The organism is Mucilaginibacter sp. McL0603, from assembly GCF_049992945.1.
Classification (GTDB): Bacteria; Bacteroidota; Bacteroidia; order Sphingobacteriales; family Sphingobacteriaceae; genus Mucilaginibacter.
In genome coordinates this window covers 4,445,741-4,465,324 of record NZ_CP188251.1, presented here as the reverse complement: position 1 = coordinate 4,465,324, position 19,584 = coordinate 4,445,741, and the positions used below count along the sequence as shown (strand labels likewise).

Annotated in this window: 20 protein-coding genes, 3 tRNA genes and 1 pseudogene; 15 read left to right on the top strand and 9 right to left on the bottom strand. The window is 41.3% G+C overall.

What is annotated here, in order from left to right; translation table 11 throughout:
* Positions 1-62 precede the first annotated feature (62 nt).
* The gene (gene phoU / locus ACPPVU_RS20425; protein WP_426668586.1) at positions 63-734 is read left to right on the top strand and encodes a phosphate signaling complex protein PhoU; all 672 of its coding nucleotides are present in this window, start codon (positions 63-65) and stop codon (positions 732-734) included.
* Positions 735-811: 77 nt separating this feature from the next.
* Here phoU and ACPPVU_RS20420 read toward each other — a convergent pair whose 3' ends face one another.
* Together ACPPVU_RS20420 and ACPPVU_RS20415 are read right to left on the bottom strand one after the other, a co-directional pair.
* Positions 812-1,615 (bottom strand): hypothetical protein, encoded by an 804-nt coding sequence (locus ACPPVU_RS20420; RefSeq protein WP_426668585.1) that lies wholly within the window; start codon positions 1,613-1,615, stop codon positions 812-814.
* A 70-nt stretch (positions 1,616-1,685) separates the two neighbouring features.
* Positions 1,686-3,440, bottom strand: coding sequence for a lysophospholipid acyltransferase family protein (locus tag ACPPVU_RS20415; RefSeq protein WP_426668584.1), 1,755 nt, complete (start codon positions 3,438-3,440; stop codon positions 1,686-1,688).
* A gap of 150 nt (positions 3,441-3,590) precedes the next feature.
* On the opposite strand from ACPPVU_RS20415, the gene ACPPVU_RS20410 reads away from it, so the two are divergent.
* Both ACPPVU_RS20410 and ACPPVU_RS20405 read left to right on the top strand, forming a co-directional pair.
* Positions 3,591-4,223 carry a ComEA family DNA-binding protein gene (locus ACPPVU_RS20410; protein WP_426668583.1) on the top strand — a complete coding sequence of 211 codons (633 nt, stop codon included), beginning with the start codon at positions 3,591-3,593 and terminating at the stop codon, positions 4,221-4,223.
* Positions 4,220-4,747, top strand: coding sequence for an adenine phosphoribosyltransferase (locus tag ACPPVU_RS20405; protein WP_426668582.1), 528 nt, complete (start codon positions 4,220-4,222; stop codon positions 4,745-4,747). Before ACPPVU_RS20410 ends, ACPPVU_RS20405 begins: the two co-directional genes overlap by 4 nt.
* Before the next feature lie 584 nt (positions 4,748-5,331).
* Here the strand turns inward: ACPPVU_RS20405 and ACPPVU_RS20400 are convergent.
* On the bottom strand, positions 5,332-6,306 hold the full coding sequence (locus ACPPVU_RS20400; protein ID WP_426667237.1) for an integrase core domain-containing protein: 975 nt from the start codon (positions 6,304-6,306) through the stop codon (positions 5,332-5,334).
* Between the two features lie 269 nt (positions 6,307-6,575).
* On the opposite strand from ACPPVU_RS20400, the gene ACPPVU_RS20395 reads away from it, so the two are divergent.
* Entirely contained in the window at positions 6,576-6,902 is a 327-nt protein-coding gene (locus ACPPVU_RS20395; RefSeq protein WP_426668581.1) for a hypothetical protein, read from the top strand.
* A gap of 4 nt (positions 6,903-6,906) precedes the next feature.
* On the opposite strand, the gene ACPPVU_RS20390 is transcribed toward ACPPVU_RS20395, so the two are convergent.
* From ACPPVU_RS20390 to ACPPVU_RS20370, 5 genes are all read right to left on the bottom strand, one after another.
* Positions 6,907-7,116 (bottom strand): hypothetical protein, encoded by a 210-nt coding sequence (locus ACPPVU_RS20390; protein ID WP_426668580.1) that lies wholly within the window; start codon positions 7,114-7,116, stop codon positions 6,907-6,909.
* A 90-nt stretch (positions 7,117-7,206) separates the two neighbouring features.
* Positions 7,207-8,010, bottom strand: a complete 804-nt coding sequence (locus ACPPVU_RS20385) for a DUF4249 domain-containing protein (protein ID WP_426668579.1) — start codon at positions 8,008-8,010, stop codon at positions 7,207-7,209.
* Between the two features lie 3 nt (positions 8,011-8,013).
* Positions 8,014-10,338, bottom strand: a complete 2,325-nt coding sequence (locus tag ACPPVU_RS20380; protein ID WP_426668578.1) for a TonB-dependent receptor — start codon at positions 10,336-10,338, stop codon at positions 8,014-8,016.
* 378 nt (positions 10,339-10,716) lie between these two features.
* A complete protein-coding gene (locus ACPPVU_RS20375; protein ID WP_426668576.1) occupies positions 10,717-11,124 on the bottom strand; it encodes a type II toxin-antitoxin system VapC family toxin in 408 nt (135 codons plus the stop codon).
* On the bottom strand, positions 11,124-11,336 hold the full coding sequence (locus tag ACPPVU_RS20370; protein ID WP_426668575.1) for a DUF2281 domain-containing protein: 213 nt from the start codon (positions 11,334-11,336) through the stop codon (positions 11,124-11,126). Before ACPPVU_RS20370 ends, ACPPVU_RS20375 begins: the two co-directional genes overlap by 1 nt.
* A gap of 396 nt (positions 11,337-11,732) precedes the next feature.
* Between ACPPVU_RS20370 and ACPPVU_RS20365 the strand changes: the two genes are divergently transcribed.
* Positions 11,733-13,127: an FAD-binding oxidoreductase gene (locus ACPPVU_RS20365; protein WP_426668573.1), complete on the top strand. Its 1,395-nt coding sequence runs from the start codon at positions 11,733-11,735 to the stop codon at positions 13,125-13,127.
* Between the two features lie 300 nt (positions 13,128-13,427).
* Here the strand turns inward: ACPPVU_RS20365 and ACPPVU_RS20360 are convergent, their stop codons facing one another.
* Positions 13,428-14,342 carry a slipin family protein gene (locus ACPPVU_RS20360; protein ID WP_426668571.1) on the bottom strand — a complete coding sequence of 305 codons (915 nt, stop codon included), beginning with the start codon at positions 14,340-14,342 and terminating at the stop codon, positions 13,428-13,430.
* A 357-nt stretch (positions 14,343-14,699) separates the two neighbouring features.
* On the opposite strand from ACPPVU_RS20360, the gene ACPPVU_RS20355 reads away from it, so the two are divergent.
* The 10 genes and pseudogenes from ACPPVU_RS20355 to ACPPVU_RS20310 all read left to right on the top strand — a co-directional run bounded on the left by ACPPVU_RS20355 (position 14,700) and on the right by ACPPVU_RS20310 (position 19,578).
* The gene (locus ACPPVU_RS20355) at positions 14,700-15,872 is read left to right on the top strand and encodes an acyl-CoA dehydrogenase (protein ID WP_426668568.1); all 1,173 of its coding nucleotides are present in this window, start codon (positions 14,700-14,702) and stop codon (positions 15,870-15,872) included.
* Positions 15,873-16,022: 150 nt separating this feature from the next.
* Positions 16,023-16,241, top strand: a complete 219-nt coding sequence (locus ACPPVU_RS20350; protein WP_426668567.1) for a hypothetical protein — start codon at positions 16,023-16,025, stop codon at positions 16,239-16,241.
* A gap of 214 nt (positions 16,242-16,455) precedes the next feature.
* Positions 16,456-16,587: pseudogene (locus ACPPVU_RS20345) on the top strand (acyl-CoA dehydrogenase family protein); the annotation flags it as partial.
* A gap of 65 nt (positions 16,588-16,652) precedes the next feature.
* Positions 16,653-16,886 carry a hypothetical protein gene (locus ACPPVU_RS20340; RefSeq protein ID WP_426668565.1) on the top strand — a complete coding sequence of 78 codons (234 nt, stop codon included), beginning with the start codon at positions 16,653-16,655 and terminating at the stop codon, positions 16,884-16,886.
* 455 nt (positions 16,887-17,341) lie between these two features.
* A complete protein-coding gene (gene rpsU / locus ACPPVU_RS20335; RefSeq protein WP_426668563.1) occupies positions 17,342-17,536 on the top strand; it encodes a 30S ribosomal protein S21 in 195 nt (64 codons plus the stop codon).
* 86 nt (positions 17,537-17,622) lie between these two features.
* A complete protein-coding gene (locus ACPPVU_RS20330) occupies positions 17,623-18,510 on the top strand; it encodes a tyrosine-type recombinase/integrase (RefSeq protein WP_426672211.1) in 888 nt (295 codons plus the stop codon).
* 14 nt (positions 18,511-18,524) lie between these two features.
* On the top strand, positions 18,525-18,872 hold the full coding sequence (gene hpf / locus ACPPVU_RS20325; protein WP_426668562.1) for a ribosome hibernation-promoting factor, HPF/YfiA family: 348 nt from the start codon (positions 18,525-18,527) through the stop codon (positions 18,870-18,872).
* A gap of 309 nt (positions 18,873-19,181) precedes the next feature.
* Positions 19,182-19,254, top strand: a tRNA-Thr gene (locus ACPPVU_RS20320).
* Positions 19,255-19,345: 91 nt separating this feature from the next.
* A tRNA-Tyr gene (locus tag ACPPVU_RS20315) sits at positions 19,346-19,426 on the top strand.
* A gap of 79 nt (positions 19,427-19,505) precedes the next feature.
* A tRNA-Gly gene (locus ACPPVU_RS20310) sits at positions 19,506-19,578 on the top strand.
* The last annotated feature ends 6 nt before the right edge of the window (positions 19,579-19,584 follow it).

Sequence of the window (19,584 nt, the reverse complement as noted above, 5' to 3'; positions counted from 1 at the left end):
TAAATAAAAAATTAAAATAAACCAATTAAATGTTCCCCCTTTAGGGGGATAGGGGGTAAACCATGGCACCAATAGAAAATGAAATAATATCTCTTAAGAAAGAGCTGATTAATATGTGGATGCTTGTGCAATCACAATTGAACAAGACCCGCGAAGCAATGACCAACTTTGATAAGGACCTTGCCCGTGAAATATTGGTAAAAGAGAAAAGGGTTAACTCATTTGAGTTGAAAATAGATCGCGATTGCGAAAATATATTCGCTCTGCATTGTCCCGTAGCTATTGATCTGCGCTTTTTATTGGCTGCGCTAAAAATAAACACCAACCTCGAACGTATAGGGGATATTGCTGCCGGTGTAGCTAAATATGTGATCGAGTCGACTACAAATTTTAATGAAGCCGCATTGGAGAGCACATCTATACTGCGTATGTTTGACGAGGCTATTGCCATCCTGACTGATACCCGTACAGCATTTGAGAATGAAGATACTGCTCTTGCCCGCAGCATATTTAAAAGGGACGAAGTATTGGACGTTGTGAACAGGAATGCTACAACCAGCATTGCCGAAGTAATAAAAGGCGATTCTTCTATGCTTACTGAGGCATTGTTTATGCTGTCGATCATCCGTAAACTGGAACGTATAGGCGACCAATCTAAAAATATTGCTGAGGAAATTATCTTCTACGTAGAAGCGAAAATACTAAAACACTCAGGTGCCTCAAGAGGTAAATAAGTGTAAGGATAAATTATTGATTAATTTAACTGCGAAGAGGTGCTTGTTTTGAGCACCTTTTCGTTTTTTATATCTTTTTATTTGTTGGGGTTGTTCAGACCAAACTTATTCACTATAAAAAATGGCTCGTTGTAGCTATAATATCCTTTAAAAACTACACATGTTAGGTAAGCGATTGTCCCCTCAGGTTGTTTTTTAAGTAAGCTATATTCTTTTGCGTTTTTAAAATGATAAGGACTTATAAACTCTTTTGAGTACTCTGGTAATTCAATGGCGATACCATAATCGTATTGGTTTGCTATTAGAAAATGTTTCTTTTCCAGATCGTTCATTATTAACCCTGCATCTTGTTTGAAAATACCACGATAATTAGCTTTTAAAACAACAGTATCAACCCCGTTTTTGAAATGCAGGTTTGTTAAAAAATTAGATGTCTGTTGTCCGGCAATGTGCTCCTGCACTTTTGGAGCTACATTTATTACTATAAGATCAGGCATTCCGTTATTGTCAAAATACTCATTGAATACTACACAAGTCAAGTAAACAGTAATACCCAGGTTGGCCGAATTTAGGAAATGATTGTCATACGCAGCATCAAGTAGCGGTGCGCTATATTTTTTAGTGCAGTTTTCAGGCTGAAAGACAATTTCACTACCAAATTTGTATTTGTAAATACTTCTTGGTGACTTTTTTAAGGTTATGAGTCTGGGAGGCGCTTCAATAATATCATGCAAAATGGCTTTTATCACGATAGTATCCTTGCCACTTCTGAACTTTATATTTTTAAGAAAGTCGCATTGTGTTTGCCTGGTCGGATTTGTTTGCGCTGTGATGCCGTAGGAAAATCCTACTGAACATAAAATTACTATCAACCATCTCATAGTTTAAGGATTTAGGTTTTATAAATTTAATAAGTTATTAGCTAACAACTCGTTAATCCAACCAACCCCACTACAAATTCTTCCCCAACTTCTCCAATATATCCTGAGGCACTTTTTGCAGATCCAGTACCAGGAAACCATCTAAACAATCGGCAAACTTAGGGTCGATATTAAAGCAGATGATCTTGGCATTTAAAGCGATGTACTGACGTAACAATACCGGCACTTTCATGCTCCTGCTTTCTACTTCTCCAATCAGGTTATCCAATCCTTTAAAGCTGTCTTCGCCCGACATCAGCAGGTCTGTATCGATACTCGAAAAATCAACCTTAAACTTTTTACGTGGCTTTACATATTGTGCCAGTTCGTCGTCGAAATGGTTACGATTGATATAATCGACAATAAGCGACTTAGAGAATTTTGAAAACGCATTGCTGATACTTACCGGTCCGATCAAATAACGATATCTTGGATTATCGATCAAATATTTCAATATACCTTTCCATAGCAGAAATAATGGTAAAGGCTTTTGCTGATACTCTTTACGGATGAATGAACGGCCAAGCTCCAGGCTCTTTTTTAGTACCGGTGTAAATTGTTCTTTGATCTTGAACAATTCGGTAACATAAAAGCCTTTTTTGCCCAGACTGTAAAATATCTCATCGCCCATACCTATGCGGTAAGCGCCTACTATTAGCTTGGCATCTGTATCCCAGATAAACAGGTGATTGTAGTAAATGTCATATTCATCCAGGTCCACGCTTTTATTAGTGCCTTCGCCTACCTCCCTAAAGGTAACCTCACGCAGCCTGCCAATTTCGCGTATAACATGGGGTATGTCTGAAGTGGGTACAATAAACACTTCGTAGTTTTTCTCAACCCATACCCTGTAATCCTCGCGAAGCGGTTCTATTTCTTTTTCTAATACAGATGCTGGTGTCTCCGGCGCTATCTCCTCTGCCTGTTTCTTTATTTTGAAAAGATTACGCGGATTAAATATCTTCTTTTCCTCTTCAAGCCCTGTCCCAAGTGCATAGGTGCGTGCCCTTAAAAAGTTGAGCAGCCTGGTGGAATTGTTATGGTCAGGAATATCCTCTACATTAATAGGCTTGCCTATACGCAGTTTAATGGTATGCCCTTGCTTATTGAACAATTCCGATGGCAACTTGGCTGTACGTAACGCCGGATGGATCATACTGAGCAGATTGAACAGCAGCCCATTATTGCCATGGAAGTAAATAGGTACAACAGGCACCTTTGCCTTAGCTATGATCTTGCCCACAACAGGATGCCACATACGGTCGGTGATCTGTTGTTGTTCTACTTTAAAGGTAGATACTTCACCTGCCGGGAATATGCCGATAGGCGTACCATTATTAAGTAATTCTAAAGTGTTCTTTAACCCGCTTATGCTCGACGAATGGTCTATATTCTCGAAAGGGTTTACGGCTACAAAGTAATCGCTCAGGTTAGGTATTTTTTTGAGCAGGAAGTTGGCCATTACCTTTGAGTCGGGCCTTGCCATGCACAGTATCTTTAATAACACCATGCCCTCTATACCGCCATAAGGGTGATTAGCGATGGCGATAAAAGCACCATCTTTAGGTATGTTTCTTAACTCGCGTTCATCAAACTCAATATCTACACCGCATCCCTCTAAAATTGCATCTACAAACTCAGGACCTTGTTTGGGCTGTGCCTGTGCAAACAATTTGTTCACCTGGTTTATCTTCATCACTTCCATTAGCAGGGCCGCCAGTCCGGGCATTTTCAGCTTATCCAGTTTGGTTGCCTTGGCAAACTCTTCAGTGGTTATTATTTTCATCTACAGTTTTAAAAAATAGTTTTACCCCCTCCGTGTCCTTAGGTCGACACCTCCCCCTGATTTTAGGTGGAGGAAGGGAGGGAGCATGAATTTTTATCGAATAAATATCTAAAAATTTATTTAATTTACACTTGTTTCAACCTAGACCATATGCGATCAGCCATTAAAAACTACTTGTCCCTAACCAAAAAAGATTGGAACGGTTTGGTAGTACTCCTGATACTGATTGTGTTGATCCTTACTGCGCCTTATATCCTTCAACCCGGTCACAAAGATAATACAATTAATCCTAAAGAGTTCAATAACGCCCTTGAGGTACTCGATCGCGCCAAAAAATCACAGTCGGCTGACCAACCCGCATTCTACAAAAAAGCAGCACCCGGTACCATAATCGACCTGAATACTGCCGATACAGCCCAATTAACCCAATTACATGGTATAGGTGCAACATTTGCCAAACGTATTGTTAGCTACCGCGATAGGTTAGGAGGGTTCATTAACAAAGAACAGCTGAAAGAAGTATTTGGGATTGATTCTGAAAAATATGCAGGCTTGCAGTCGCAGGTTAAGTTTGATGCCGTGCACATTCGGAAGATCGACATAAACAAAGCTACTTTTGATAGCCTGAAGCATTTCCCGTACCTTACTTATAAGCAGATGAATGCTATTATCCAGTTTCGGGAGCAGCACGGCGAATATGCTTCTTTGGACGATATGCGAAATATTGCCATCCTAAATGACGGAATTTTGCGTAAAATTGGGCCATATTTAGTTTTCAAATGATAGAGCAGCAGATCAAAGCAGCCATACGCGATATTCCTGATTTCCCGAAGCCGGGCATTACCTTTAAGGACATTACCCCGATACTGAAAGACCCCGCTTTATGCGAAAACGTGGTTGACGCCTTTATTGAAAAACTGAAAGGCATCCGCATTGACGTGGTAGCAGGGGTAGAGAGTCGTGGATTTTTGTTTGGGTTGACATTAGCTACCAAACTCGGTGTCCCTTTTATCCCCGTGCGCAAAGCCGGTAAGCTGCCCTATACCATCAAGCAAAAAGCCTACAAACTGGAGTACGGCACTGCCATTATTGAAATGCATACCGACGCCTTCGAACCCGGTCAGCACATACTGATACACGACGACCTATTAGCCACCGGCGGCACCGTAACCGCAGCCAGCGAACTCATCACCGAAATGGGCGGCATCGTAGCCGGCTTCGCCTTTGTGGTAGGTTTAGGCTTCCTGAATGGCAAAGAACGTATTGCACCGCTGAGTGATAATGTGATCGTGTTGGCGGATTATTGAGTAGGGTTGATTAGGTTGATTGGGTTGGATTAAGTTGATTAGGTTGGCTGTTTTACTCCATTAACTTATTCAAATCCGAAATCGAAAACAGCGAAGCTTTCTTGAGCACAACTTAAAAACAAACAAAAAGCGAAAAATTCGACATCCGAAATCAAGCTGTCCCACTGTCCCGGTACAAGACAATAAGACAAGCGGGACACTACGGGACAGTAACTATCCTTCGGAAGCCTACCAGTTCAGCTATTTCATTTTTGCAACTTTAGCTGTAACTTCACCTAAAACCTTATTGCAATGTTGAACTTAATTACCAATCAATTTTATAACCCATATTTTATATGGACGCTTAGAATAATAGTTACTATTATAATTATCTACGTTGTAAGAAAGTATAGGCAGGCTAACAAGTTAAAATAATCTTATCCCTAACTCATATATCATTACCGTCAATAGGGGAACCTCACTGTCCCACTGTCCCGGTACAAGACAAGAAGACAAGCGGGACACTATGGGACAGTAACAAGACATTCTCACCACCATGTCATTGCTGTAAGGGTTTAGTAATTCGATGACAGAATCAGGTATTTTTATTTGTTGTTTAGGGAGACCATATCGATAGGTTTTTTGCCATTGATACCCTGATGAGGTCGCTCCCAGTTGTAGTAAACGAGGTATTTTAGGAGTTCATCTTCTAGTTCTTCCAAACTGTCAAAGTCTGTTTCCTCAATAAGGTCTTCTTTAAGTGTACGCCAGAAACGTTCCACCTTGCCGTTGGTTTGTGGGCGGTAAGGCTTCATGTAACGTCGTTTAATACCTGTTTCTACCAGCATTCTTTCAAATGGATGATTGTGCTTATTCTGGCTAATAGCTGTACCAAACTCAGGGCCGTTGTCGGCAATAAGTTCTTCGAATTGTATGCCGAACTCCTGTTTGAGCCTCTGCATACAGCGCATAGCTGTAAACATGGTTGTTAAAGCGGTAATGTCTCCCATCACTTCTGCCCAGGCCAGGCGGGAATAATCATCTATGACACACAGCAGGTAAAGGTTCCTATGCTGACCTCTGATAACACTTTTACTTAAGTGATGGCAGTCAATATGTCCTAATTGGCCCATACGTTCCTTGATGATCTTTCGCTTTACTTCTTTATCAGTCGCCGTTAACCGGTTTTGATGATGTCGCTTCAGGATATTATACACCCCTGACGGAGACGGTGTAAATTTATCTGATTTTTGTTTAAGCTGACTGGCGATCTCAAACTTATTGCAGCCCCGCTGCCGCAGCATCAATACCTGCTGTTCATCCGCATCAGAGGGTCTGCGGGTCTGATACTTCGGCCCGCGTTTACCCGGAAGCAGATCATCCGGATTCCCGGATTGTTTATAGCGGTTATAATACTTCAGGAAACTGCGCCTGTCTGTATGATTGGCTTCATAAAACTCTTTCGCCAGTTTATACTTAGGGTGATGGCCTAACTTTACCTGTTCATAATCGGCAATCAGTTGGCGGTAAGTCTGTAAATAGTTCCTCTTTAATGTCAGATCATTTGTATTGATTCGCATAACGCTTAACTTTAAATTATATAAAGCTAATTCTGTTACCGAATTATCTGACCTTTACAATTGCGAGGTACGAAGCAATCGCGAACTGTACAGGGCGGACTTGCATAGTCTGCGATTGCCACGCTATCGCTCGCAATGACAAGTATTTAACTGTCCCACTGTCCCTGTACAAGACAATAAGACAAGCGGGACACTACGGGACAGCCCGTCATTGTGCGGAGATTAGTTGATGAAATATTTTTATCTTAGCCCTACCAACCTGAGTCACAATGAAAAAAATACAAACTCTCTTTTGGATAATATTGCCATTTGCACTTATAGGGTATCTTATTTATAAAATAGCCATGAACTCATTTACAGATCATTTTCTGGGTTCTAATCCGCAACACATAAAAGCAGTAATTATTGATGAAAAGAATTTTATGGGAAATCACCCTGTAGACCCCAAATTCTCATATTCTTATTCATTCAAGATTAATGGGACTCAATACAAAGGGAATACTCACGATACTTCCCTTAAAATTGGTGATACTGTTGAGGTTGAATATAATAAAGACCATCCAGGCATAAACAAACCATTACATCCTAAAGAATAAAATCTCACCTCACCAAATAATCCCCCAAATCCCACCCCTCATTCCGCTCTTGCTCGGTAGCGTTCACCTCTAAAAAGTCTGATACCACGAAGCGGGTTTTGTTGATGAGCAGTTGCAGGTCGGTGGCTTTTTGCTGCCAGTTGGTGTAGGCGCTTACGTCGGGGTATAGCTCTACACGGTGGCGTGAGACAGCCAATGCACTTGTCTGAACCATGATTAAACAGATTAAATGATTAGCTTGATTTTAACGGGTAATCATAGTAGTCAACCAATCATAAAAATCATAGTTCAGACAATCAAAAAATCACTTCGTCACCAACGTAATACTCTGCGTGGTATGCGCGCTAAAGTAGCCGAGCACGGTTGGGGTAAAGTTGCCTGGGGGATTGGATGGCGCTATCTGTCCGCCGGGGTTATCGGCTTGTTGTTGGGATAGGGTAAACCAGTAGGTGTATATCGGCTTATCAACGCATTGCATCTCTACGGTTACTACATCGCCGGGGTGGATATCAATATCGTTTTGTTGCAGGTTAAAGTTTACGTACTTGCCGTTAAAAAACTGGTCGTCAAAAGCAAAAACTCTTTTTACCTGTATGTGGTTAACGTACATTATAAAGCGGTAATAGTTGGGTTCAGTTCCGGGGTCCTGGAAATAAACGGTGATCATCCGCGTATTATCTTTATTATCGAAAATATTAGAGGCTGAGGCTATCGAGTCAAGCACTACTAAATTAGGCATGGTGGAGTTGGCGCTATAGGTTGTTCCGCCGGTAACCACACTCATGGTATAGCTGCGGCCGTCAATGCCACCTAATGAATCAATAGAATAATAACCAGGCGATGTTTCGGTAAAATTAATTATCCGGCCGTGGTGGTTATCCATAGTAACCGTCGCCCCGGTAACAGGCGGGTAAGTGTTGGTGCTGGTAAAAGGCACATTGCGACTAAGCTTTACCGACTGCGTGCTCACCACGTCGATAAAATTGGCTTCTATCACCAGTTTGCCCGACTCGTTCCCCAAATCAAGCTGGATCACCTTTTGGCATGAGGAGGCTATCAGTGCCAGGAGCAGTAGAGCTGTATAATATTTTAAGTTGATGATCTTCATACGCTAAAATTTAAAGTTCCAGGTAACGGACGGTATAAGGGTAGCAAAAATGCTGGTTTCCACTGCTTCTGTTGTGTTAGGCACTGTTTTGCTGTCGCGAAAAGTTACCGAATACGGGTCGCGGTGCGCATACACGTTGTAGATACCAAATGTCCAGCTGGAGTGGTATTTCTTATGCTGTTTACCCTCCAAAGTAGCACCGATATCCAGCCTGTTAGATGATGGCAGTCTGTACCCGTTACGCTCCGAATAAGAGTACGTCGTCAATCCGCCAATATTGTATTTGCCTGTAGGATAAGTAACCGCATTACCCGTACCATAAATAAAATCAGCCGAGAAGCTCCAGCGTTTATTCAGCTGGTAGATACCTACTACGGAGAGATCATGCGTACGGTCCTGCGTGGCGGGGTAGTAGTGGTCGTCATTAATTTGCGGGAACTTTCTTTCAGTTTTAGACAGGGTATAACCTATCCAGCCATTAAAACGGCCATATTTCTTTTTCAGGAATAGCTCTAACCCATAAGCTCTGCCCGAGCCGTACGTTAACTGCGATTCCACATCCTGGTTCACCAGTAATTGCGCACCGTCTTTATAGTCGATCTGGTTTTGCATCCATTTATAATACACCTCGGCCGAGAACTCGTAGGTATTATCCTTAAAGTTTTTGAACCATCCGGTAGATACCTGGTCGGCAATTTCGGGCTTAATATTGTTACTGCTCATAACATACAGATCGGTAGGGGTATTGGCTGTTGAGTTGCTGAGCAGGTGTATATTCTGTGTGTTACGATTGTACGAGAACTTGAACGAGTTGGCATCATTCAAAGTATAGCTTGCCGAGAAGCGTGGCTCCAAATTAACATAGCTTTTTACCAGCTGTCCCGAGGTAAAGGCCTTTGTACTGGTAACATTACCCGCATCGTCATAAGTATTAAAAGTACCGGGACCCAACAAAAACATCCCGCTTAAGCGCACACCGTATAAAAAGGTGAGGTTATTATTGGCTTTCCACTCATCACTTACATAAGCGGCATTCTCAAACCCATAGCGTTTTTGTACGCTGATATTATTAAAGCTGGATGATGCTGAACTGGAGATATTGCCCGGAGCGATATCATGGTGCAAAACGTTAAAGCCAAATTTAAGCGTATGGTTATCGCCCATAACATATGCCAGGTCTTCCTTCAGGTTAACGTCGTTGATCTGCGAGGTAGCTTTAAAATCTTCGTTACTCAAAAAGCTTTGCACCACATAACTATAATTACTGAAGATGACAGACGTGTTGGAGAACAACCTGCTGTTGAACACATGGTTAAAACGGATAGTACCCGTAGTATTGCCCCAATTGGTACCGAAAGTACCCTTCAGCCCCAAAACATCCTTGCCAAAATATCCCGACAGGTAAATGGCGTTTTTATCATCAAAGTGGTAGTTGGCCTTGGCATTCAGGTCATAAAAATAAATAGAGCTGCCACGAACGATGGAGTCGGACGATGCTTTCAGGAAAAAGTCGACATAAGTACGCCTGGCGCTTATCATAAACGAACCTTTATCCTGCACTATCGGCCCTTCAACCTTAATACGCGATGAGATCAAACCCAAGCCACCCTGTACAGTATAGTCCTTATTGTTACCCTCGTTCATTTTAATGTCCAGCACAGAGGAAAGTCGACCGCCAAACTCGGCAGGCATACCACCTTTGTACAGCGTTACATCCTTTACCGCATCAGAATTAAAGGTAGAGAAGAAACCAAAAAAGTGGGAAGCATTATAAACAGTAGCTTCATCCAGCAAGATCAGGTTCTGATCAGATGCGCCACCACGTACATAAAAGCCGGTATTCCCTTCGCCGGATGATTTAATACCGGGCAGCAGGGCAATGGTCTTTAAAATATCCTTTTCGCCTAACAAAACAGGCACCTGGTTTATCTGCGCCATATTCAGCTTCTCAACACCCATTTGGGGAGAAACAATATTATCATTATTAGGTCGATCAGCACTTATCACTACCTCTTTCAAATCAGTCCTCGTTTTAAGCGGCAGATTGATCGCCTCGTTTTTGTGCAGAGATATTTGTTTCACAACGGGTTCGTATCCCGTATAGGTATATAATAAGGTATAATTACCCTCAGGAGCAAAGATGGAGTAGAACCCGTAGCTATTGGTAGCGGTACCGCTTTGAGGCAGTTCCTTTATCCGTACGGTAGCGCCGATGAGTTGTTCGCCCGTTGCAGCGTCAGTAATAGTACCGCTAATAGCGAATTTTTTTTGGCCGAAAGAGGTAAGTGCAAGGAGTAGGAATAAAAAAGCAAGTAAAGTTTTGGCCATTCAGTAAAATTTGACGCTAAAGTAATTGTATTACAGATACCAATTAGCAGATTTTGTTACTGTATTTGTTAAATATTTGTTAATCATTTTGCTTGTAACATAATATGACCTGTAAATTTAGTTAGTTATCAGTTAGTTATAAAACCTTACGAAAGATGTAACTTGTTGATTACTTATCCGTGAGTTTACTCACCCGGTCATTTCCGCCTAAAGTCGGATCGAGCGCCCTCTCTTCGCTGCGCGGAAAGGGGGCACAGGCGTGAGTCAACTATACGAGCAACGATCTGTCTTGTATTGCCCCCGGGTGTCCTGCTTGTCTTATTGTCTTACAGCAGGACAGTGGGACAGGGCTTATTGGTCGAATAGCAATTTTTGAGTTTACCAAAGTGCCTTAACCAGATCAGTATAAAGACTTATTTTTTCATCAACAGATAAAATAACGGCTTTTTCTTCCATTGCCGTTGCTATTAACAAACGGTCAAATGGATCGCGGTGGTCTTCTAAAAGCGGAACTCTGTTGTAATTATATATGTGCTGATTTTGAATATTAAGGAATGTAAAGCCATCGTTGATAGCCTGCTGATAGACTTCTTCAATTGTGGCATAAAAAGCTGGTAATTTTCCTATCTTTTGCTTAATGCTGATCTCAAACAAACTAACCTGGCTAAATAAGATAGTGTTGTCCGATTTCTGGATCTCTTTCATTACTCTTTCAGGAATTTTTGGGTTGTTTTCCTGAAACCAGATTAAAACATGGGTGTCTAAAAGATAACGAACACCAGCCATTACATGTAATCTTTTAGATCATCTAATGGTTCATTAAAATCGTCCGGTAATGATACTTTACCTTTCAAGCCTCCGGGGATTCTTTTGCCTGCAGTGTTTTCATCATCCTTAGTAAGGAAGGTAATGATTACATCGGTCTTTGACTTAACAGGGGCATCTTCATTCATGATGATCTTCCCCTTCTCGTAATACCCCTTTATAGCCGTAAGCATAATAACTCTGTTTAATACAAATATACAATATCTGAAGTTTAAATAAAAAGTGTCTCATACTGTCCCGGGTGTCTCGCTTGTCTTGTCTTGTAACGGGACAGTGTGGCAGTAGCATAACCTTACCTCGCAATTTCACCCGAAGAATGTGAGTTGATATTTTTTTACCAAAAGCGTTGAAATTCAATATAGTTATGTATAACTTTATTATACTTTTCAATATCTTATTATAAAATCTGTCCGGCAAATTTAATACCCCGACGTATCCAAAATTTACCTCCAACCTTAGATATTATTTCCCGGCTATACGCTGCTATCGTTATCAGGCGGTAAAACGGGGGTTCATGTGTACTTGTAAACTATTAGTAATCATTTTTTAACCAATTAAATGAGAAGACCATGGTATCTGAAGACAAAATCACACAGCTGAAACAGTCCCTGCGCGGGAGAGTAATTCAGCAGAATGACGACGATTATCATACTGCCCGCAAAGTGTATAATGGTATGATAGACAAATGCCCGTTATTAATAGCTAAATGCACCGGTATTGCCGATGTAATTACGGCAGTGAACTTTGCACGGGAAAATGATCTGCTTACGGCTGTAAGGAGCGGAGGGCATAATGGCGGAGGATTGGGTTTATGTGATGACGGACTGGTGATCGATCTCTCGCAAATGAAAGGCATCCATGTTGATCCGGATGCAAAAACAGCCTGGGTAGAGGCTGGTTGTACACTGGGGGATGTTGATCATGCAACACATGCCTTTGGTTTGGCCACTCCAAGCGGGATATTCTCAACCACGGGAATAGGCGGCATTACCTTAGGCGGGGGCCTTGGGCACCTTACGCGCCATTACGGTTTGGCTATAGATAATTTATTAGAGGCAAATGTAGTGCTGGCTAATGGCAGCGTAACAAAAGCAAACGCCGTAACCAACCCGGATCTTTTCTGGGCGCTTAGAGGCGGTGGTGGTAATTTTGGTGTGGTTACCTCTTTTGTGTTCAGGCTGCATCCTTTAAGCACCGTATACGGAGGGCCAATGTTATGGGAGCTTGATGAGGCCGAAGAAGTGCTGCGATGGTATCAAGACCTGATAAAAACCGCTCACTATGATCTCAACGGGTTTTTTGCATATCTTTCTGTTCCGCCGGGGCCACCATTCCCTGAGCATCTGCATGCAAAAAAAATGTGCGGTGTAGTTTGGTGCTATAGTGGTGACCTGGAAAAGGCGGAACAGGTATTTGAACCTATTCGTAACTTTAAAAAGCCTGCCCTTGACTTTGTAGGCCCGATACCGGTACCTGCATTAAACAGTATGTTCGATGCGCTGATGCCACCCGGATTAAACTGGTATTGGAAAGCCGATTTTGTAAATGAGCTGAATGACAAAGCAATTGCCGCGCATTTAAAATATGGCCCGCAAATGCCTACTTTGCTTTCTACCATGCACATGTATCCTATAAATGGTGCTGCCTCAAGAGTAAGTAACAAGGATACTGCCTGGAATTACCGCAGCGCAACGTGGGCCATGGTAATTGCAGGTATCGACCCCGATCCGGCAAATAATGATAAGATCACCAGGTGGGCAAAGGACTACTGGGAAGCTTTACATCCTTACTCGGCAGGCGGTGCCTATGTAAACTTTATGATGGAAGAAGGCGAAGACAGGATAAAAGCAACTTATGGTGATAATTACGAAAGACTTACAACCATTAAAGCAAAGTATGATCCGGATAATTTGTTCAGGGTAAATCAGAATATTAAGCCGGCTATGCATTTGGCGCATCATTAAGGCTGGGAAGTATGATTTGAATTGACTCACCCGGTCATCGGTTCATTTTATCAACAATGTCATTAAGTTATAAGTTAAGGATTTGCGAGCTTTTAAATATCGAACATCGAATGTTCAATGCTGAATAATGAAGTAAAAAACATCTGCGTTCGAAATTCATTAATGGATATTATCAGTGCCTATTTTTGTTTAACTTAATGACATTGCCCGACTACCCTCTCTTTCTGCCCGAGGCGGAGAAAGAGGGTTTGTTTTTTTAGACTCCCCTCTTTGCGAAGCAGAGGATGAGTCAACTGCATTTTATTTTTTACCGGCGGTCTTGTCTTTGTTTGCTTTTTCCTGGCCGATGCCCATAGTCAATGCAGTTAGCCCTGCCATGCTGCCCAGTTGCATAGTATCAATTGCCGAACTGGGTACAATAACAATGGTGGAGTTTTGCTTCAAACCTTCGTAGAGCATATTCATCGCCCTCAAATGTAATGCCACCGGGTTGTCTGCGTAGGTTAGGGCTGCTTCTCCAAACTTTTCGGCCACCTGTTTCTCAGAATCCCCCAAAATTACCCTGGCCTGCCGTTCTCTTTCTGCTTGTGCCTGCATAGACATTGCGTTCTCCAATGCGCCAGGAATCAAAACGTCTTTAATCTCCACAGAATTGACATTGATACCCCATGGTTCTGTGCGTTCATCAATAATTTTTTGCAATATGCCACTAATTTTCTCCCTTCCCTCAAGCATGTCTGATAACATGGTCTTTCCGATAACATCGCGCAATGCGGTTTGCGAAGCCCAACTAATTGCACCTTTATAATCCGCAACCTCCAGGGAAGCTTTTTTCGGATCCAGCACCTTCCAAAATAGTACGGCATCCACATCAACAGGTACGGTGTCTTTGGTAAGGGTTTTCTCAGCTTTAAAAGATGTTGTGATCACGCGGGTATCAATCCAATATGGTATGGTATCCAGGATGGGGATAATGAAAAACAATCCGGGCCCCCGGAGAGACTGAAAACGACCCAGGCGCAATACTATGGCCTTCTCCCATGGATTAGCAATTTTGATAGATATAGCAATTAACAAAGCAACTACAAAGGCGCTTATCACAATGATTGTGCTTGTGGTAACACCCGAACCCTCATATGCTGTCCTTGCCCATACAATACCAATACCAAAAATTATAACAAATATGATTACAGGAAACGAATTTTGATTTCTCATATCAAACCACCTCCTAATTGGTTGATATATTGTATAATAAAGATAATTAAATTGTGACCTTGATTAGTAATAGCAATCACACATTTTGCAGCCAGGTATCTTGCTTAGAATAACCTGGTGTCAAGTCAACAGTCTTTAGTCGTAAGTCAAATTTTATGCATTACCTTACTCAGAACTCAAGGCTTTAGACTCAGGACTAAACGTCAGTTCTTAATTGACACGACACTAGTAGAGTAACTGTCTTGTGCTGTCTTGCTTGTCTTATTGTCCCGGGACAGGACAGCGGGACAATAATTGCAATTACTATGCATGCATAATAATTGTTTTTGTTTAAATTGCGAACGATAATATTTTTTTATGGATAATGATGCTACTGCAACATTTGCAGGATATGATTTCTCTATTTCTGAAAACCAGCAGATGGTTGAACAAATGGCTAAAGACTTTGCCGAAAAACACATCAGACCACATGTAATGGAATGGGACGAGGCACAGCATTTCCCGGTAGAACTCTTCAAAAAGTTAGGCGCACTGGGCATGATGAGCGTATTTGTGCCAGAAGAGTATGGAGGCTCCGGCTTTGGTTATTTTGAATATGTAACTGTAATACAGGAGATAGCAAAGGTTTGCGGATCGATAGGGCTATCGGTAGCGGCGCATAACTCGTTATGTACAGGTCATATCCTCAATTTTGGCACTCAGGAACAGAAAATGAAATGGCTGCCCAAACTGGCTACCGCCGAATGGCTGGGCGCCTGGGGATTGACCGAAGCCAATACCGGATCAGACGCCATGCGGATGAGCACTACAGCTGTATTAGATGGCGATCATTATATCGTGAACGGATCAAAAAACTGGATAACGCATGGTAAATCAAGCGGTGTAGCCGTGGTAATGGTGCGTACGGGCGAAAAAGGAAGTTCAAAGGGCATATCAACCCTGGTAATAGAAAGAGGTACTCCCGGCTTTAATGCCGGCAAAAAGGAGAACAAGCTGGGCATGCGTGCATCAGAAACTACCGAAATGATATTCGACAATTGTCGCGTACCCAAAGAAAACCTGCTGGGCAACGAAGGTGAAGGCTTTAAGCAAGCGATGAAAGTATTGGATGGTGGGCGTATATCTATAGCCGCATTAGGATTAGGTATAGCCAAAGGGGCTTTTGAAGCTGCGGTGGCTTATTCTAAAGAGCGGCACCAGTTCGGTCAGCCGATAGCAAATTTTCAGGGCATATCCTTTAAACTAGCAGATATGGCCACACAAATAGAAGCGGCAGACTTGTTGCTGATGCAGGCCGCAGATCTTAAAAACCGCCATCAACCTGTAACCAAGCAAGCAGCCATGGCCAAGTATTATGCATCAGAAGTAGCAGTTAAAGTGGCCAATGATGCCGTACAGATATTCGGCGGATACGGCTATACCAAAGATTTCCCGGTAGAAAAGTATTACCGTGATGCCAAGCTTTGCACCATAGGCGAGGGGACATCGGAGATACAGAAGATAGTGATTGCGAGGGAAGTTCTTCGATGAGAAAAAGACAATATCGAATGATGAATTTTGAATGCCGAATATTGAAGTAAACACTTGTTCAGTCGGTATTAATCTAAAAGAGCTAAATTCCACTATTGCTTGCAAAATTTAATTCGTGCATTTTTGTATATAAACGTAATCTTAGGAATTATGGAACGCATTGTATTAGAAGTGGATGGGGCATTAGCCAGGGCATGGAAAAATAGTTCGCCAGCCTTAAGATCAAGTTATGAGCGTCAAATAAGCGATCTGTTAAGAGGGCTAAAAGAAGCTGAGTTTGATAATTTACTTAATAAGGCGGGAAAAATCGCAGAAGCAAACGGACTTACTGAAGAAAAATTGAATGAACTATTGAATGACGAAGAATAATCTATTTGTAATTGATACAAATATTCTGATTAGTGCTTTTATACTGCCACATTCTATATCCCGTAAAGCATTAAACAAGGCCCGCAAAGAAGGGTATGTTGCAATTTCCCAGCAATCAGCGGATGAGTTTACTGAAGTTTTTATTTATTACAGGCGACCAGGATTTATTAGTATTAAATCCTTTTCAGGATATCCCAATAATGACATCGGCTCAATTTTTGGCGGCTACGGCTATACCAAAGATTTCCCCGTAGAAAAGTATTAACGCGATGCCAAACTATGCACCATAGGCGAGGGAACATCAGAGATACAGAAGATAGTGATTGCGAGGGAGGCGTTGAGGTAGTTTTTGGATTAGTCAATAAAACAAATAAACAATTTTTATCATTTTTGCGTAAAGACGTAAAACGTATGGATACTGTAGTTATAAGGACGGAATTGCATGATCTTATTAACCATGCTGATGATAAATCACTGGAGGCAATTTATACAGTTGTCAATGAAGCAGAAAAAGTTCATGAATGGTGGAAGGATAAAGAACTGGTAGCAGAACTGAACCGCCGTTATAGTGATTTGATAAGTGGAAAAGATAAAGGAATGAATTTGGAACAAGCCACAGAGCATTTATTGAACAGATTAAGATAGATGCCTGCTCAGGTTAGATACTCATCAATCGCTATAAAAGAATTAGAACAATCATCAGATTGGTATGAAGATCGATCAACAGGATTAGGAAAACGGTTTGTAAAAACAATCAGGGATACTTTGGTAGCATCGTCAGCCAATCCTGAAGCATTTCTTAAGACTAAGGGATATTTTAGGGCAAGTTGTAATTAAAGATTTTCCATTTATTATCATATTCAGGTACAACAGGGCAGAAAATACTATGTATGTTTTGCATGTTTTCCATACCAGCCGTAATCCAAAGCTTAAGTATAAAATAAAGTCGTGATCTTCACTAAGGTCGAATATCCAATTTCGAAGTAACTTCATCATTCAGTGTTCGATATTCAGAAAGTTTTGATTTTTAATATTCCTATTTGAAAATCAAAACTTTGTCCGTACCTTTGACGTCCCTGAAAGGAGGTATGTAGGAAATTATGATCATTATCAACGTAAAAGACGGCGAATCATTAGACAAGGCACTAAAACGCTTTAAGAAGAAATTTGAAAAGACTGGAGTTTTAAGAGAACTTCGCAGTCGCCAGGCATTTGAGAAAAAATCTGTGACCCGTCGTCACGAGGTAAAACATGCCATCTACAAACAAAATATGAACTTAGAAACAAACGTCTAATTCTTGTTAAAAGAATTTTAAGTTTTTTTTCCAATATATATTAAAACTATTTGTACATTCATTCTCCGGGTGTACAGATAGTTTTTATGTTTTTAGAGCGGTTTATACAATATATTAAATTCGAAAAGCGGTACTCTCCGCATACAGTCTCCGCTTACCAGTCAGACCTTGATCAGTTTTTTAAATTCCTGAATCATCCTGAAGAAACGGTAAGCAATCCTGCCGAAATTACTTATCAGCATATCCGCAACTGGATGGTGCATTTGATGAGCGAGATGACCGCGAGATCCGTTAACAGGAAGATTGCTACGTTACGCAAATACTTCAAGTTCCTGCTTCGCGAGGGATTGATCACCAATAATCCAACTTCCAAAATTCAATCGCCCAAAAATGTTAAGCATCTTCCTGTAGTGGTTGAAGATGCTAAACTCAGTGCTATGCTTAATGATGGCGAAGTGTTCGGCGATGACTTTGAAGGTACACGCGATAAACTGATTATCGAGACACTTTTCGGCACAGGCATACGATTGGCCGAACTGGTTAATTTAAAGGAGCAGGACATCAATCTGTATGAAGATACTATAAAGGTTTTAGGTAAAAGGAACAAGGAAAGGATCGTCCCCGTAAACCATGAACTGAAGATTTTGCTGGAGAAATATATCGAGTTAAAGAAAAATCAAAATTTTCATAACAATTCCGTAACGTTAATCGTTACAAATAAAGGATCCGATGTGTATCCAAAGTTTATTTATTTAATAGTGCAGAAATACCTCTCTTACATATCAACCCAGGATAAAAAAAGTCCACACGTGCTGAGGCATACATTTGCAACCAGCCTGTTAAACCGGGGAGCCGATTTAAATGCTATAAAGGAGCTCCTGGGCCATGCAAACCTCAGTGCCACCCAGGTTTATACACATAATTCAGTTGAGCGATTAAAGTCTATTTATAAACAAGCCCATCCAAAGGCGTAATTCAAGGAGGAAACATGAAAATTACAGTGCAGTCTATCCGTTTCGATGCAGACAAAAGATTATTGGATTTTATTCAGAAGAAAGTCAATAAGTTAGATCAGTTTTATGACAGGATCATTAGTGGCGAAATTTATTTACGATTAGAAAATGTAGAAGATGTGGCAAATAAAATAACGGAAATAAAACTGTCGATACCGGGCGTTCAATTATTCGCAAAAGAGCAATGTAAAACCTTTGAAGAGGGGACTGACCTGGCGGTTGAGTGCCTTCGCAAGCAAATAGAAAAACATAAGCAAAAGAAAGCACTAGTTGCTGAGACTTCAAAAAAAGCCGCTATACTGGCAGAAAACGAAGAATATTAATAAAAATTCATATAAAAAATCGCGGAGATCGACGGCTTTTAAGGCCGTCGATTTTTTTTTGCAAAATAATTTTGTCCGGGTTTAAAATTTTGTAAATTTGCAATCCCTTTCGGAGAGGTATGCAAGCCTCAAATTTTATTCAAAAGGGTTGTTCATTAAAATACAAAATTTACGCCTGTAGTTTAAACTGGTGGTATTCAGGAATATTTTGAAAACTAACAGTAAAAACAAAGGCAATAAATCTCTTTAGCTTAGCTGGCGGACCCTTGCAAACAGGTATGTGATCAGGCGAAAAAGTAGATAAAAAACGCCTCCTTAGCTCAGCTGGTAGAGCAACTGACTTGTAATCAGTAGGTCATTGGTTCGATCCCGATAGGAGGCTCTGTTTATTTAGTGAGTGAATTGCTGAATTAGTGAATGAGTGAGTGATGAACTCGGCAATTCACTAATTCGCTCAATCACTAAATAAGCTTGGGGGGATACCAGAGCGGTCAAATGGGACGGACTGTAAATCCGTTGCTTCGGCTACGAAGGTTCGAATCCTTCTCCCCCCACTATTTTTGAATGAGTGGATTAGTGAATGTGTGAGTAATCATTCATTCGATAATTCACTCATTCACTAATTAACAAAATGCGGAAGTAGCTCAGTTGGTAGAGCGATAGCCTTCCAAGCTATAGGTCGCGAGTTCGAACCTCGTCTTCCGCTCTGTTA

Coding starts and splice junctions, on each gene's coding strand:
- phoU (WP_426668586.1), top strand. CDS start 63: ATGGCACCAATAGAAAATGAAATAATATCTCTTAAGAAAGAGCTGATT.
- ACPPVU_RS20420 (WP_426668585.1), bottom strand. CDS start 1,615: ATGAGATGGTTGATAGTAATTTTATGTTCAGTAGGATTTTCCTACGGC.
- ACPPVU_RS20415 (WP_426668584.1), bottom strand. CDS start 3,440: ATGAAAATAATAACCACTGAAGAGTTTGCCAAGGCAACCAAACTGGAT.
- ACPPVU_RS20410 (WP_426668583.1), top strand. CDS start 3,591: ATGCGATCAGCCATTAAAAACTACTTGTCCCTAACCAAAAAAGATTGG.
- ACPPVU_RS20405 (WP_426668582.1), top strand. CDS start 4,220: ATGATAGAGCAGCAGATCAAAGCAGCCATACGCGATATTCCTGATTTC.
- ACPPVU_RS20400 (WP_426667237.1), bottom strand. CDS start 6,306: ATGCGAATCAATACAAATGATCTGACATTAAAGAGGAACTATTTACAG.
- ACPPVU_RS20395 (WP_426668581.1), top strand. CDS start 6,576: ATGAAAAAAATACAAACTCTCTTTTGGATAATATTGCCATTTGCACTT.
- ACPPVU_RS20390 (WP_426668580.1), bottom strand. CDS start 7,116: ATGGTTCAGACAAGTGCATTGGCTGTCTCACGCCACCGTGTAGAGCTA.
- ACPPVU_RS20385 (WP_426668579.1), bottom strand. CDS start 8,010: ATGAAGATCATCAACTTAAAATATTATACAGCTCTACTGCTCCTGGCA.
- ACPPVU_RS20380 (WP_426668578.1), bottom strand. CDS start 10,338: ATGGCCAAAACTTTACTTGCTTTTTTATTCCTACTCCTTGCACTTACC.
- ACPPVU_RS20375 (WP_426668576.1), bottom strand. CDS start 11,124: ATGGCTGGTGTTCGTTATCTTTTAGACACCCATGTTTTAATCTGGTTT.
- ACPPVU_RS20370 (WP_426668575.1), bottom strand. CDS start 11,336: ATGCTTACGGCTATAAAGGGGTATTACGAGAAGGGGAAGATCATCATG.
- ACPPVU_RS20365 (WP_426668573.1), top strand. CDS start 11,733: ATGGTATCTGAAGACAAAATCACACAGCTGAAACAGTCCCTGCGCGGG.
- ACPPVU_RS20360 (WP_426668571.1), bottom strand. CDS start 14,342: ATGAGAAATCAAAATTCGTTTCCTGTAATCATATTTGTTATAATTTTT.
- ACPPVU_RS20355 (WP_426668568.1), top strand. CDS start 14,700: ATGGATAATGATGCTACTGCAACATTTGCAGGATATGATTTCTCTATT.
- ACPPVU_RS20350 (WP_426668567.1), top strand. CDS start 16,023: ATGGAACGCATTGTATTAGAAGTGGATGGGGCATTAGCCAGGGCATGG.
- ACPPVU_RS20340 (WP_426668565.1), top strand. CDS start 16,653: ATGGATACTGTAGTTATAAGGACGGAATTGCATGATCTTATTAACCAT.
- rpsU (WP_426668563.1), top strand. CDS start 17,342: ATGATCATTATCAACGTAAAAGACGGCGAATCATTAGACAAGGCACTA.
- ACPPVU_RS20330 (WP_426672211.1), top strand. CDS start 17,623: ATGTTTTTAGAGCGGTTTATACAATATATTAAATTCGAAAAGCGGTAC.
- hpf (WP_426668562.1), top strand. CDS start 18,525: ATGAAAATTACAGTGCAGTCTATCCGTTTCGATGCAGACAAAAGATTA.